Below are 12,784 nucleotides of genomic sequence, written 5' to 3'. Positions count from 1 at the left end.
AGCGACAGGCACGCCACGCAGCCCATGCGTGGTGGGCTCCTCTCCGGCCCGCAACACGTGCGGGCCGACCGTTCCGTCAAGGAGACGAAACACATGGCAATTGGCACCGTCAAGTGGTTCAACGCTGACAAGGGCTTCGGCTTCATCACCCCGGACGACGGCGGCGCCGACGTCTTCGCCCACTTCTCGGCGATCCAGACCTCCGGCTACCGGAGCCTGGACGAGAACCAGCGGGTCGAGTTCGAGGTGACCCAGGGCCAGAAGGGCCCGCAGGCGGAGAACATCCGCCCGCTCTGATCTTCGGATCAACCGGCACCACCACCGCGCCCCGCCGGGCGTGGTGCACGGGCCGGCCCGCCGCGCCGCCCTCCCGTACGCGGGAGCTGGCGCGCCGAGGCGGGCCGGCCCGTCCCTTTCGGTTCGTGCTTGTGATCACCGGCCATGCCGGTGACGCGCCGTCGCTCGGCGCCCTTCCTCGACACGTGCCGCCTCGAGGAAGGCTTTCCGCATGATCACGACCATGCCCACTTTCGCCGCCACCGGTCTGGCGCCGGCGCTCGTCGCCGAGCTGACCGCGCAGGGCATCACCGCGCCGTTCCCGATCCAGTCGGCGACCCTGCCCGACTCGCTCGCCGGCCGGGACGTGCTCGGCCGCGGGCGTACCGGCTCCGGTAAGACGCTCGCGTTCGGGTTGCCGCTGCTGCACCGGACGGCCGGCCGCCGGGCGCGTCCCGGCCGCCCGCTCGCGCTGGTGCTGGTGCCCACCCGGGAACTGGCCGCGCAGGTGACCGCCGCGCTCACCCCGTACGCCGGCGTGCTCGGGCTGCGTTGCGCCACCGTGGTCGGTGGGCTCTCCCTCACCCGCCAGGCGGACGCGCTGCGGGCCGGGGCCGAGGTGCTGGTGGCCACGCCGGGCCGGCTGCACGACCTGATCGACCGCGGGTCCGCCCGGCTGGACCAGGTCGAGATCACCGTGCTCGACGAGGCGGACCAGATGGCCGACATGGGCTTCCTGCCGCAGGTGACGAAGCTGCTGGAGCAGGTCGCCCCGGGCGGGCAGCGGATGCTCTTCTCGGCCACCCTGGACCGCGGCGTGGACCGGCTGGTCCGCCGGTTCCTCTCCGAGCCGGTCACGCACTCCGTGGACCCGGGCACCGCCACGGTCACCGCGATGACGCACCACGTGCTGCACCTGGAGGCGGAGGACAAGCCGGCCGCGCTGGCCCACATCGCCGCGCGGGAGGGCCGCACCATCGTCTTCATCGCCACCAAGCACCGCGCCGACCGGGTGGCCCGTCAACTGCTCGCCAAGGGCGTTCGCGCCGCCGCGCTGCACGGCGGCAAGTCGCAGCCGCAGCGCACCCGGATCCTGGAGCAGTTCCGCACCGGCCAGGTCACCGCGCTGGTGGCCACCGACGTGGCGGCCCGCGGCATCCACGTCGACGGGCTGGACCTGGTGGTCAACGCCGATCCGCCCACGGAGGCGAAGGACTACCTGCACCGGGGCGGCCGGACCGCCCGGGCCGGGGAGTCCGGCACCGTGGTCACGCTCGTCCTGCCGGAGCAGCGTCGGGACGTCGCCCGGCTGATGACCACCGCCGGGATCAAGGCGCAGACCACCCGGGTACGCGCCGGCGACGCGGAGCTGGGCCGGCTGACCGGGGCGCGCGAGCCCTCCGGCACGCCGGTGACCATCGCCGTCCCGCCGCCGGTCGCCGCGCACCCCGCCCCGGGGACCCGTCCCCGCCGTCGCCCGCGCCGCCGCTGACCGGACGTTCCGTGCGAGGCCGCTGACCGGCCGTCATGCGGCGCCTCGCTGAGTCGGGGATCAGCGAATGTTCAGTCGGGTGGCCGACTGTCCGCTGTCGTCGGGGCGACGATGCTGGGTCCCGTGGGCCGGTCGGGGGACCGGCCGGACACGGGAGGGGCGACCATGGCGGGTGACACCGGCCCGGGTGACGGGACCCGGGAGGTGCTGCTGGTGCTCGCGGTGGCGGGCGCCGGCCTGGCGCTCGCCGTGGTGGCCGCGTTCGGCCCCTGGCATCCGGCGGCGGGCGGTCCGCCGGACCGTGGCGCGGCCCGCACCTTCAACCCCGGCTGATCCGTACGGTCAGCCGGGCCTGACGGGGTCACGCAGGGTGACGTCCGGTGGTGGATGTGCGGCAGAAACGGATATACCTCAGCGGCATAAATATGCCGCTCGGTCATATTGCTCCAGGGGGATGCCTTCTTGGCCGGGCCCTCACCGATCGGTTCTGTCGGCCCTCAGCACCAGCCGCCGTCACCGCCCGGGGCGCGAGCAGCCGGGCGGGGCCCCGGCACCGGGCCCCGCCCGGCCTCGGGCGCCCGCCCCGGCCTTCGTGCGCCGGGGTACGGGCCACCGACCGGCGGACTCAGGGCGCCGGGGCGCGGTCCGCCAGCAGGTCGGCCAGCGTGGTGCGGTCCACCACCAGCGCGATCGCGCCGTCCACCGCCAGCCAGACGTCCCGCAGCCCGGTGGCCACCCCGTGGTAGCCGGTCCGGTCCGCGGGCATGCCCCGGACGCTGGTGAGCGCGCCGCCGACCGCACGCAGCACGTCCCCGACGCTGATCTCGGCCGGGGGCCTGCTCAGCGCGTACCCGCCCTCGGTGCCGCGGTGGCTGTGCAGCAGTCCGGCCCGCCGCAGGTCGAGCAGGATGCCCTGGAGGAAGCTGAGCGGGATGTCCTGGCGTTCGGCCAGGCTCGCGGCCTTGACCAGCTCGCCGCCGGGGTCCCCGTCGCCGGTGGATCCGGCGTCGGCGACGGCGAGCATGGCCCGGAGCGCGTAGTCGGCGCGCGCGGAGATGTACACGAGGTCAGTTGCCGGCCTGGTCCAGCACGCCCCAGCGGCGGCGGATCGCCTTGTCGGCCGCGCCGAACGCGGTGTCCACCAGCAGGCCGACCACCAGGATCACGATCATGATGGCCATCAGCCGGGGCGCCTCGCTCAGCTCGCGGGCGTAGGTGAGCTGCGCGCCGATCGAGGTGCGGGTGGCGATGACCACCAGCAGCTCACCGGCCATCAGACTGCGCCAGGCGAACGCCCAGCCCTGCTTGAGCCCGGCCACGATGGCGGGCAGCGCGGCCGGCGCGATCACGTACCGGTAGAGGTTGAGCCCGCGGGCGCCGAGGTTGCGGCCGGCGCGGACCAGCAGCGGCGGCACGTAGTCCACGCCGTGGATGACGCCGTTCGCGACCGACGGCGCGGCGCCGAGCACCACCACGAAGAAGATGGCCTGCTCGCTGAGCTGGAACAGCAGGATGGCCAGCGGGAACCAGGCGATCGACGGCATGGTCTGCAACGCGGTGATCATCGAGCCGAGCGCGGCGCGGAGCACCTTGACCCGGGCCACGCCCAGGCCGAGCAGCAGACCCACCGCGACCGCGGCGGCGAACCCGACCGCCGCCCGGCGGGCGGTGGTGGCCAGGCCCTCCCAGAGCGCGGAGCTGACCAGGTAGTGGCCGAGATCGCCGAAGACCACCATCGGGCCGGGCAGCGCCCAGGGCTCCTTCCACCCGCTCCAGACCACGGCCTGCCAGAGGGCGATGGCCATCGCGAGCGCGGCGAACTTGGGCCAGGTGGCGGACCAGAGCCGGCGCAGCCGGGACGGGCCCTTCTCCTGGCCGGCGATCTCCAGCGCGTCGAGACCGGAGATCTCCGCGTCGGTACGCGCCGACCCGGTGAGGGTGTCACTGGCCATGCCGGCCCACCTCCTTGCGCAGCCGGTCGGTGACCTCGGCGGCGATGGCCGAGACCTCCGGCGAGTCGATCCGCCGGGGTCGCGGCACGTCGACCCGGGTGGAGTAGATGATCCGGCCGGGCCGGCTGGAGAGCAGCACGATCCGGTCGGCGAGCCGGGCCGCCTCGCGCACGTTGTGCGTGACGAACAGGACGGTGAGCTTGCGCTCGCCCCAGATCCGCTCCAGCTCGTCGTGCAGGATGTCCCGCGTCATCGCGTCGAGCGCGCCGAACGGCTCGTCCATCAGCAGCACCGGGGTGTCCAGCGCGAGCGTGCGGGCCAACGCGACCCGCTGCCGCATGCCGCCGGAGAGCTGGTGCGGGCGCTTACGGCCGAAGTCGGACAGGTGGACCGTGCGCAGCAGCTCGGCCACCCGCTCCCGACGCTGGTCGCGGGGGAGCCCGCGCAGCTTCAGCGGCACCTCGACGTTGCCCTCGACGGTCGACCACGGGAACAGCGCCGGCTCCTGGAACATCAGGCCCGGGTTGACGCCCTCGCCCAGCTCGATCGCGCCGCCGCTGACCCGGTCCAGGCCGGCGACCAGGTTCAGCAGCGTGCTCTTGCCGCAACCGGACGCGCCGACCAGGCAGACGAACTCGCCCGGGGCGACGTCCAGCGACACCCCGTCCAGCGCCAGGACGGCCTGCTCGCCCTGGCCGTACACCTTGGTCACGCCGCGCAGCGCGACCGAGCCGGTCGCGCTGCGCGGGGTCGTCGTGGTCGACGTCACGGCTGGGTGACCTCGGGCTTGCCCTCGGCCTTCAGCACCTCGTTGAGGTACTTCAGGTCGTAGAGGCCGTTCAGGTCGACCGGCTGGGTCAGCCCGACCGCGACGGCGTGGTCCAGGCCGGCCTTCAGCGAGGACGCGATCGGGTCGTTGGTGAACTCCAACGTCGACCAGGCCTGCTTGATCAGCTTGACGTCCAGCGGCTTGCCGGTGATCTTGCCGATGTGCTCGGAGACGGCCTGCTGCGCCTCGTCCGGCTTGGCGTTGACGAACTCGTTCGCCGCGACCTGACCCTCGACCAGCTTCTTCACCACGTCCGGGTGTGCCTTGAGGAACTTGGTGCTGACCAGCAGGTTGGTGATGACGAACTTCTTGTCCGGCCAGAGGTCGCGCTCGTCGACGAGCACCTTGCCGCCGGCGTTGACCAGCCGGGACACGAACGGCTCCGGCACCCAGGCCCCGTCGATGGCACCGCTGCCGAACGTCTCGACGGTCTGCGCGTTCTCCTGGGGGACGACCTTGACGTCGCCGCCGCCCTCCTTGGTGGTCGCCAGGCCCTTCTCCTTGAGCCAGTAGCGCAGCGCGACGTCCTGGGTGTTGCCGAGCTGCGGCGTGGCGATCTTCTTGCCGCGGAGCTGCTCCACCGAGGTGATGCCGGGCTTGACCACCAGCGCGACGCCACCGGACGCGGCGCCGGAGACCACCCGGACCGCCTCGCCCTTCGACTTGGAGAAGGCGTTCACGGTCGGGTTCGGACCGATGTACGTGGCGTCCAGCGCGCCGGAGAAGACCGCCTCGATGGCCGCCGGGCCGGCGTTGAACGTCTTCGTCTCCAGCGTCACGTCGCTGCCGAGCTTCTCCTTGAAGATCCCCTTTTCCACGCCCACCACGGCGGGCGCGTGGGTGAGGTTGGGGAAGTAGCCCAGGCGCAGCGTGACCGGGCCGGAGTCACCGGCGGCGTCGCTGTCGCCGCCGCAGGCGGCGGTGGTGCCGAGCGTGGCCGCGCCGACCACGGCCAGGGTGGCCAGCGTGACCAGGCGGCGCAGGGGGAGCCGTCTCATCGAAAGTCCAATCCGCAGTATTCCTATTTAGTTGGTAGGAAGAGTGGGGCAGGGTGCCGGGCGGCGTCAAGACCCGTCCCGCATCTGTCCACCGTTCGGCCACGGCACACCGCCGGTGTGGCCGGTACGGAGGCGCTAGTGTCGATCTCGTGCCGACCAGGAGAGCGAAGATCCCAGCGACGAAATACCCGGTCGAGCGGTTCGCCCTCGACAACGGCCTACGGGTGGTGCTCACCCCGGACCGCAGCGCCCCGGTGATCGGGGTGGCGGTGGTCTACGACGTCGGCATCCGCTCCGAGCCGCAGGGGCGCACCGGCTTCGCCCACCTCTTCGAGCACCTCATGTTCCAAGGCTCGGAGAACCTGGAGAAACTCGCGCACTTCCGGCACGTGCAGGGCGCCGGCGGCACCTTCAACGGCTCCACCCACTTCGACTACACCGACTACTTCGAGACGCTGCCGAGCAACGCGCTGGAGCGGGCGCTCTTCCTGGAGGCGGACCGCATGCGCGGCCCCCGGCTCACCGAGGAGAACCTGCGCAACCAGGTCGACGTGGTCAAGGAGGAGATCCGGGTCAACGTGCTCAACCGGCCGTACGGCGGGTTCCCCTGGCTGACGCTGCCGCCGGTGATGTTCGACACGTTCCCGAACGCGCACGACGGCTACGGCTCCTTCGACGACCTGGAGTCCGCGACGGTGGCCGACGCCGCCGACTTCTTCCGGCACTACTACGCCAGCGGCAACGCGGTGCTGGCGGTCAGCGGCGACATCGACGTGGCCGAGGCGACCGCGCTGATCGAGCGGCACTTCGGCGACGTGCCGGCCCGCCCCGCGCCGGAGCGGCCCGACTTCGCCGAGCCGGACCTGACCACCGAGCGGCGCAGCACGTACACCGACGCGCTGGCCCCGCTGCCGGCGGTGGCGAGCGCCTGGCGGGTGCCCGACCCGATCACCGACTTCGCCGGCTACCTGCCCTTCGTGGTGCTCGCCGAGGTGCTCACCGACGGCGACGCGTCCCGGCTGGTCGAGCGGCTGGTGCAGCGCGACCGCACGGTCACCGGCCTGGGCGGCTACCTCAGCTTCATGGGCGACCCGTTCGACGTGCGCGACCCCACCGCGCTGCTGCTCGAGGCCCACCTGCCGCCCGGTGGCGACGTGGACAAGGTGCTGCGCACGATCGACGAGGAGCTGGACCGGCTGGCCACCGACGGGCTGACCGACGGGGAGCTGGCGCGTACCCAGGCCCGGATGGCCACCCACCTGCTGCGCGAAACCGACGCGGTGCTCGGCCGCGCGCTGCGGATGGCCGTGCTGGAGCAGCAACGCGGCGAACCGGGGCTGCTCAACGAACTGCCCCGACTGGTCGGCGCGGTCACCGAGGAGCAGGTCCGCGCCGCCGCCGCCACGCTGCGGCCCGAGCGTCGCGCATCCGTCGAGGTCGTGGCCGGAGGTGCCAAATGACCACCACCGTCCGTCAGCTGCCGGCGCTCGGCCCGAACCGGCGGCTCACCGTGCCGAAGCAGGCGGAACGCACGCTCGGCAACGGCCTCACCGTGATCGCGGTACGCCGGCCCGCCGTACCCCTGGTCGAGCTGCGGCTCTGGATGCCGTTCGGGCGGGCCCACCTGGCCCGTGGCGCGATGCTGGCGCAGACCATGCTGGCCGGCACCGAGGCGCACAGTGCCACCGAGATCGCCGCCGAGCTCCAGAAGGTCGGCGGCGGCCTCTCCGCCGGCGTCGACCCGGACCGGCTGATGCTCTCCGGCGCCGGCCTGGTGACCGGGCTGGACCGGATGCTGGAGCTGCTCGCCGAGGTGCTCACCGGCGCCAGCTACCCGGCCGACTGGGTGGCCACCGAGCGGGACCGTCTCGTCGACCGGATCCAGGTCGCCCAGAGCCAGCCGTCCCACCTGGCCCGGACCGCGCTGCTCACCCGCGTCTACGGCCGCCACCCGTACGCGACGCAGACGCCCGAGCCCGACCAGGTCCGGGCGGTCCGCCCGGCCGCGCTGCGTCGGCTGCACGCCGAGCGGGTGCACCCGGCCGGGGCGGTGCTGGTGCTGGTCGGCGACGTGCAGCCGGCGCGGGCGCTGGACGCGGCCGAGGCGGCGCTCGCCGGCTGGCGGGGCGACGGTCACGTCGCCGAGCTGCCGCCCGCGCCGCCGCTGGAGCCCGGCCCGCTGCTGCTCGTCGACCGGCCCGGCTCGGTGCAGTCGTCGCTGCGCCTCGCGCTGCCGGCGGTGCCCCGCACCCACCCCGACCACGCCGCGTTGCAGTTGGCCAACCTGCTCTTCGGCGGCTACTTCTCGTCCCGCTGGGTGGAGAACATCCGGGAGGACAAGGGCTACACGTACGGGCCGCACTCCGTGGTCGAGCACTCGGTGGCCGGGTCGGTGCTGGTCGCCGGCGCCGAGGTGGCCACCGAGGTGACCGCGCCCGCGCTGCTGGAGACCAGCTACGAGCTGGGCCGGCTGGCCACCGTGCCGCCGAAGCCGGACGAGCTGGAGCAGGCCCGCCAGTACGCGCTCGGCACGCTTCAGCTCGGCATGTCCACCCAGGCCGGCCTCGCGTCGCTGACCAGCGCGTACGCCGGCAACGGGCTGCGGTTGGACTTCCTCGCCGAGCACGCCGCCCGGCTGGCCGCCGCGACCGTGGACGACGTCGCCGAGGTGGCGGCCCGGTACCTCGCCCCGGCGAAGGCGGTCACCGTGGTGCTCGGCGACGCGGCCCGGGTGGCCGACTCGCTCGCCGCGCTCACCCCGGTGCGGACGGAGTCCGCGTGATGGCGGGACCCCGATGAGCGGTGGCCCGGCCCGCGGCGAGCCGGCGCCGCCGCTGGCCCGGTCCACGGTGGACCGCGCCGCGCACCGGCGTACCGACCCGGCCTGGCTGGCCGAGGCGTGGGAGCAGGCCCGGGTGCTGGTGCTGGACTCGACCGACGAGGGCCGCGCCCTGGTCCGGGGCGAGGCGGCCCCGCCGGAGCTGGTCCTGGTCGGCGCCGGTGAGCTGCCCGAGGTGCCCCGCTCGGTGCCGATGTTCCTCGGCGTGGAGCCGGACGGGGTGCCGGTGTTCGCGGTGGACAGCCCGCTGCCCGCGCTGCCCGGCACCCGCCGGGCGCACCTGCGTGAGGTCGGCCACCTGATGACCGATCGGGACGCGGGCCTGTTCACCACCGCGTTGGCGCTGCTCAACTGGCACCTGCGGCACGGCTACTCGGCGTCCACCGGGCAGCCGACGCAGGTCGACGAGGCCGGCTGGTCCCGGGTCGACCCGGGTGGCCACCGGACCTGGCCGCGTACCGACCCGGCCATGATCGTGCTGGTGCACGACGGGGTGGACGGCCCGGAGGGCCGCTGTCTGCTGGGCAACAACGCGGCGTGGCCGAGCACCCCGGGCCGGCGCCGCTACTCCTGCCTGGCCGGTTACGTCGAGCCCGGCGAGTCGGCCGAGGCCGCCGTGCTGCGCGAGGTCCGCGAGGAGGTCGGCGTCGCGGTCGGGGAGATCGCGTACGTGTCCAGCCAGGCCTGGCCGTTCCCCGGCTCACTGATGCTCGGCTTCCTGGCCCGGGCCGACGCCGACGAGCCGATCCGGGTCGACCCGACCGAGATCGCGCACGCGCGGTGGTTCAGCCGCCGGGAGATCGGCGCCGCGCTTGCCGGCGAGCCGGTCCGGGTGGACGGCGGGGACCGCCTGCTGCTGCCTCCACCGTCGTCGATCGCGTTGTTCCTGGTGCACCGCTGGCTCGACGGCCACTGCTGACCGGGGCGGCCGGCCGCGGCCGCGGTCCCCGCCGCGGCGAGCCGCCAACCCCGAGCCGGTGCGTGGAGAAGGGGCCCCGCCTATGCCGTAGGCGTTAAGCGGGGGCCCCTCCTTACGCGGTCCCGGCCCGGGACCGTCGTTGCCGCGGCGGTCCGGGGCCGGGAACACGGGCCGTCGTGGCCGGGTGAGGCGTGGAGCACGGCGGGGGAGCCGGTCCGGCCACGACGGACGTCAGCGGCGGATCATGCGCCGTCCCACCGGTAGGGGCGGCCGGGGGTGCGCTCCTCGATGGGCAGCACCTTGACCCGGTGCCGGCCGGCGCGGACCGCCCCGACGGCGGACAGGGCGCGGGCGAGCAGGAGGGCGGCGTCCCGGTTCTCGGCGTGCACGACCTGACGACGTGGTTCCGGCGCACGGGTCTCGTCCCGCAGCCGTCCCCCGCCGGCCCAGGCGGCGGCGATGTCGGCGTCGCCGGCGCTGCGGATCTCGGTGCGGACGATCAGGAACCGCATGGTGTCCCCCGGAAGTGGACGGATACGCGGTGGAACTTCCACGTCACTCAAGCGACATCGTACGCCGGCAGGTCGTCCCAGCAAGTGAAACGAGGCGGCTCGACCGTTCGGGGGATGGCAGGTCAGGACGGTTGTCCGGGGTGGACGTGCGAGGGGCCGCCGGCGTGACGCCGACGGCCCCCGGGCCCTCGCCGGATCAGTTCAGGTCGAACTGGCCGTTCTTCGCGCCGGCGATGAAGCCGAGCCAGCCAGCCCGGTTGAACAGCAGCACCGGCCCGCTCGGGTCCTTGCTGTCCCGCAACGCCATGGTCGCCGGCCCGGTGCCGAGCGGCGCGACCTCCACGCAGTTCGAGGTCTGGCTGCGGGTGCTCTTGCGCCAGGCGGCGCCGGCGAGGGAGGTCGTGCTGGTGTGGATCTGGTTCATGGTGTCCTGCTCCTGGTGAGGTGCTCCGATGGGGACGAGCGACGCCGACGTCGGCGCGGGGATCACCGTTCCGACGTGAGGCGCCCCGAGTCACGGCGGCGCTGGGTCGGCGCCGTTGCCGGCCCGTACGCCGCCGTGGACTCGACTGCCGTGCCGGTCGGCCGTCCGGTCGCCTCGGTCAGCCAGGAGAGGGTGTCCGATGCGGAGAGTGCCGACTTGCATAGCCACTCGAACACCACTTTATAGCGATTTAGGGTGTTCACCTCGGTCGACATGACGTCGGTGAACCCACTTTCGATGGCCAGCGTCTCCGGATCGAGCGGGTCGGCGAACCGGTAGAGCGAGAACGCGGTCGGCGGGACGTACCAGTCGCCGACCCGGGTGTCCCGAAGCAGCAGGCGCAGCTCCACGTTCGGCATGTCGGCCAGCTCGCACAGGTGGACGAGCTGGTCCCGCAGCACGTCCGGCGGGCCGGCGCGCCGGTCCAGCGCGGCCTCCTCCAGCACGGCGGTGTACCGGGGCACGTGGACCAGCAGCGACTGGCGGGCCTGCCGGGCGCCCACCTCGGCCTCCGGATTCTCCGACTCCGGATCGCCCGCCCCCTCGGCCACCCGGGCCGCGGACCGGATCCGGTGCCGGGCGTAGCCAGGGGTCTGCAACAGCCCCGGCACCAGCACCGGGTTGTACTCGGAGATCTCCGCGCAGCCCGCCTCCAGCTCGGCGAAGGCGCGTTGCTGCTGGGTCATCACCGGGAAGTTGCGCAGCCAGCCGCGCATGTCGCCGGCCTCGTGGGCGATCCCGGTCAGCTCCGCGCGCAGCCCGGCGGCGACGCCGTAGAGCGTGAGCAGCGCGTCCACGTCGTCCGGGTCGGGCCGGCTGCGGCCGTTCTCCAGGCGGGACAGTTTGGAGGCGGAGGCCCAGCCGATCCCCTCGATGACCTGGTCACCGGTGAGACCGGCCTGTTCGCGGAGCCGGCGCAGCTCGATGCCGAGGCGGCGACGGCGCAGAAACGGGCCTGGTACGGCAGGAGGCACGGCGTCCTCTTTTCCGTCGACCGTCGCGAGACGCGACGGTAACTGTATGGAATTCGCCCCCCACGGTCAGTATGGACGGCGCGACCGGTGTCGGCAGGTCCGGCGAGGGCGTGTCACGAGAGACAAAAAGAGGACTGTGGAGAGCGCCTCACCGGCGCCCGCCCCGACGCGCCCACGGGCGCACCTGCCGGAGGGAAACCGATGCGCACCGTCCTGCGCCGCCCCGACTTCCGCCTGCTCTTCGCCGCGATGGTGGCGAGCCTGGCGGCGGAGTCGATCCTGCTGCTCGCGCTCGCCGTCTGGGTGAAGGACCTGACCGGCTCGGACAGCATGGCCGGAGCCACCATCTTCGCCGTGATCGCGCCGATGGCGCTCGCCCCGCTGGTCGGCTGGGTGGTCGACCGCTATCGCCGCCGGCCCTTCTTCATCGCCGCCAACCTGCTCGCCGTCGTGCTCCTCAGCCCGCTGCTCACCGTGCGCGACCGCGGGGACGTCTGGGTGATCTACCTGGTCGCGGCGCTCTACGGCCTCTCCTCGATCACGCTGACCGCCGTGCTCAACGGGCTGATCCGGCACCTGGTGCCGGCCGACCTGCTGGCCGACGCGAACGGGGCCCTGCAGACCGTCCGGCAGGGGCTGCGGCTGGTCGGGCCGCTCGCCGGGGCCGGCGTCTACGCCGCCGTCGGGGGCTGGCTGCTGGTGCTCCTGGCCATGGCCGGGTTCCTGGTCGCCGCCGCCGTGGTCGGGCTGCTCCGGGCGGAGGAGAGCACACCGACCGGGCCCGGGAGCCGTTGGCCGGCCGGACTGGGCGCCGGGCTGCGTCACCTGGCCGGGGAGGCGGCGCTGCGCCGGGCCCTGGTCGGCTACGGCGTCGCCTCGCTGGTGATGGGCTTCACCGAGTCGCTGATCTTCGCGTACGTCGACCTGGGCCTGCACCGCGACGCCGCGTTCGTCGGTGTGCTGTTCATGGTGCAGGGGGTGGGTGGTCTGGTCGGCGGGCTGCTCTCCGCCGCCGTGGTCCGCCGGCTCGGTGAGCTGGGCGCGCTGGCCACCGGCGTGACGTTCTTCGGCCCGGCCGCGCTGGCGCTGGCGTACCCCCGGCTCTGGCTCGGGGTGGCAGCGCTGCTGCTGGCCGGCGTCTCGCTGCCGCTGACCATGGTGGGGTTGTACACGCTGGTCCAACGACGGACCCCGCCGGCGCTGCTAGGCCGGGTCACCGCCGCGTCCCGGGCGCTGGTCAGCGGGCCGCAGGCGGTCTCCATCGGCACCGGCGCGCTGCTCGTCGGCGTCTTCGACTACCGGCTGCTGTTCGTGCTGGTCGGAACCGTCACCACGGGCGGCGGACTCTACCTCTGGCGGGGTCGTCGCCTCACCCCGCCGGGGACGACCGGCCCGGCCCGCGTCCCGACGCCCCGCCGGCCGCTCGACGACGAGCTGCTCGCCGCCACCCGTCGGCGCCGGACACCGTGACCCGGCGCCGCTCGGCCGCACCCGGAATCCGGGTGCGGC

At 73.8% G+C, this 12,784-nt stretch carries 14 protein-coding genes; 7 read left to right on the top strand and 7 right to left on the bottom strand.

Features of this window, described 5'->3' with window-relative positions:
• The first annotated feature begins 93 nt into the window (after positions 1-93).
• From OG767_RS27430 to OG767_RS27420, 3 genes are all read left to right on the top strand, one after another.
• Positions 94-297 carry a cold-shock protein gene (locus OG767_RS27430; RefSeq protein WP_013288421.1) on the top strand — a complete coding sequence of 68 codons (204 nt, stop codon included), beginning with the start codon at positions 94-96 and terminating at the stop codon, positions 295-297.
• Between the two features lie 211 nt (positions 298-508).
• Complete coding sequence (locus OG767_RS27425; RefSeq protein WP_405091099.1) at positions 509-1,768, top strand: DEAD/DEAH box helicase; 1,260 nt, start codon at positions 509-511, stop codon at positions 1,766-1,768.
• A gap of 165 nt (positions 1,769-1,933) precedes the next feature.
• Positions 1,934-2,101 carry a hypothetical protein gene (locus tag OG767_RS27420; protein WP_405091098.1) on the top strand — a complete coding sequence of 56 codons (168 nt, stop codon included), beginning with the start codon at positions 1,934-1,936 and terminating at the stop codon, positions 2,099-2,101.
• 292 nt (positions 2,102-2,393) lie between these two features.
• Here OG767_RS27420 and OG767_RS27415 read toward each other — a convergent pair whose 3' ends face one another.
• From OG767_RS27415 to OG767_RS27400, 4 genes are read right to left on the bottom strand one after another with little or no spacing between them, the layout of a single operon-like run.
• Complete coding sequence (locus OG767_RS27415) at positions 2,394-2,831, bottom strand: RrF2 family transcriptional regulator (RefSeq protein WP_405091097.1); 438 nt, start codon at positions 2,829-2,831, stop codon at positions 2,394-2,396.
• A 4-nt stretch (positions 2,832-2,835) separates the two neighbouring features.
• Complete coding sequence (locus OG767_RS27410; protein ID WP_281937836.1) at positions 2,836-3,720, bottom strand: ABC transporter permease; 885 nt, start codon at positions 3,718-3,720, stop codon at positions 2,836-2,838.
• Positions 3,710-4,489 carry an ABC transporter ATP-binding protein gene (locus OG767_RS27405; protein ID WP_107162056.1) on the bottom strand — a complete coding sequence of 260 codons (780 nt, stop codon included), beginning with the start codon at positions 4,487-4,489 and terminating at the stop codon, positions 3,710-3,712. Before OG767_RS27405 ends, OG767_RS27410 begins: the two co-directional genes overlap by 11 nt.
• Entirely contained in the window at positions 4,486-5,547 is a 1,062-nt protein-coding gene (locus OG767_RS27400; RefSeq protein WP_405091096.1) for an ABC transporter substrate-binding protein, read from the bottom strand. Before OG767_RS27400 ends, OG767_RS27405 begins: the two co-directional genes overlap by 4 nt.
• Positions 5,548-5,696: 149 nt before the next feature.
• Between OG767_RS27400 and OG767_RS27395 the strand changes: the two genes are divergently transcribed.
• The 3 genes from OG767_RS27395 to nudC are packed head-to-tail and all read left to right on the top strand — an operon-like array spanning position 5,697 to position 9,305.
• Positions 5,697-7,007 carry a M16 family metallopeptidase gene (locus tag OG767_RS27395; protein WP_405091095.1) on the top strand — a complete coding sequence of 437 codons (1,311 nt, stop codon included), beginning with the start codon at positions 5,697-5,699 and terminating at the stop codon, positions 7,005-7,007.
• On the top strand, positions 7,004-8,329 hold the full coding sequence (locus tag OG767_RS27390) for a M16 family metallopeptidase (protein WP_405091094.1): 1,326 nt from the start codon (positions 7,004-7,006) through the stop codon (positions 8,327-8,329). The genes OG767_RS27395 and OG767_RS27390 overlap by 4 nt, the downstream gene beginning before the upstream one ends.
• A 13-nt stretch (positions 8,330-8,342) precedes the next feature.
• Complete coding sequence (nudC, locus tag OG767_RS27385) at positions 8,343-9,305, top strand: NAD(+) diphosphatase (RefSeq protein WP_405091093.1); 963 nt, start codon at positions 8,343-8,345, stop codon at positions 9,303-9,305.
• 242 nt (positions 9,306-9,547) lie between these two features.
• Here the strand turns inward: nudC and OG767_RS27380 are convergent, their stop codons facing one another.
• From OG767_RS27380 to OG767_RS27370, 3 genes are all read right to left on the bottom strand, one after another.
• Positions 9,548-9,817 carry a hypothetical protein gene (locus OG767_RS27380; protein ID WP_405091092.1) on the bottom strand — a complete coding sequence of 90 codons (270 nt, stop codon included), beginning with the start codon at positions 9,815-9,817 and terminating at the stop codon, positions 9,548-9,550.
• A 196-nt stretch (positions 9,818-10,013) separates the two neighbouring features.
• A complete protein-coding gene (locus tag OG767_RS27375; protein ID WP_107162043.1) occupies positions 10,014-10,241 on the bottom strand; it encodes a DUF397 domain-containing protein in 228 nt (75 codons plus the stop codon).
• 62 nt (positions 10,242-10,303) lie between these two features.
• Positions 10,304-11,275, bottom strand: a complete 972-nt coding sequence (locus tag OG767_RS27370; protein ID WP_405091091.1) for a helix-turn-helix domain-containing protein — start codon at positions 11,273-11,275, stop codon at positions 10,304-10,306.
• A 201-nt stretch (positions 11,276-11,476) separates the two neighbouring features.
• On the opposite strand from OG767_RS27370, the gene OG767_RS27365 reads away from it, so the two are divergent.
• Positions 11,477-12,745: an MFS transporter gene (locus tag OG767_RS27365; protein ID WP_405091090.1), complete on the top strand. Its 1,269-nt coding sequence runs from the start codon at positions 11,477-11,479 to the stop codon at positions 12,743-12,745.
• Positions 12,746-12,784 lie beyond the last annotated feature (39 nt).

Origin of the sequence: Micromonospora sp. NBC_01392 (genome assembly GCF_045040125.1) — a bacterium.
GTDB lineage: Bacteria > Actinomycetota > Actinomycetes > Mycobacteriales > Micromonosporaceae > Micromonospora.
Note: the sequence above shows the minus strand (reverse complement) of the source record. Positions and strands in the feature narration are given on the sequence as shown.

Excerpts from the sequence above, each read along its gene's own strand:
- OG767_RS27390 (WP_405091094.1), top strand. The coding sequence starts at position 7,004 with ATGACCACCACCGTCCGTCAGCTGCCGGCGCTCGGCCCGAACCGGCGG.
- OG767_RS27425 (WP_405091099.1), top strand. The coding sequence starts at position 509 with ATGATCACGACCATGCCCACTTTCGCCGCCACCGGTCTGGCGCCGGCG.
- OG767_RS27410 (WP_281937836.1), bottom strand. The coding sequence starts at position 3,720 with ATGGCCAGTGACACCCTCACCGGGTCGGCGCGTACCGACGCGGAGATC.
- OG767_RS27380 (WP_405091092.1), bottom strand. The coding sequence starts at position 9,817 with ATGCGGTTCCTGATCGTCCGCACCGAGATCCGCAGCGCCGGCGACGCC.
- nudC (WP_405091093.1), top strand. The coding sequence starts at position 8,343 with ATGAGCGGTGGCCCGGCCCGCGGCGAGCCGGCGCCGCCGCTGGCCCGG.
- OG767_RS27420 (WP_405091098.1), top strand. The coding sequence starts at position 1,934 with ATGGCGGGTGACACCGGCCCGGGTGACGGGACCCGGGAGGTGCTGCTG.
- OG767_RS27430 (WP_013288421.1), top strand. The coding sequence starts at position 94 with ATGGCAATTGGCACCGTCAAGTGGTTCAACGCTGACAAGGGCTTCGGC.
- OG767_RS27400 (WP_405091096.1), bottom strand. The coding sequence starts at position 5,547 with ATGAGACGGCTCCCCCTGCGCCGCCTGGTCACGCTGGCCACCCTGGCC.
- OG767_RS27375 (WP_107162043.1), bottom strand. The coding sequence starts at position 10,241 with ATGAACCAGATCCACACCAGCACGACCTCCCTCGCCGGCGCCGCCTGG.
- OG767_RS27365 (WP_405091090.1), top strand. The coding sequence starts at position 11,477 with ATGCGCACCGTCCTGCGCCGCCCCGACTTCCGCCTGCTCTTCGCCGCG.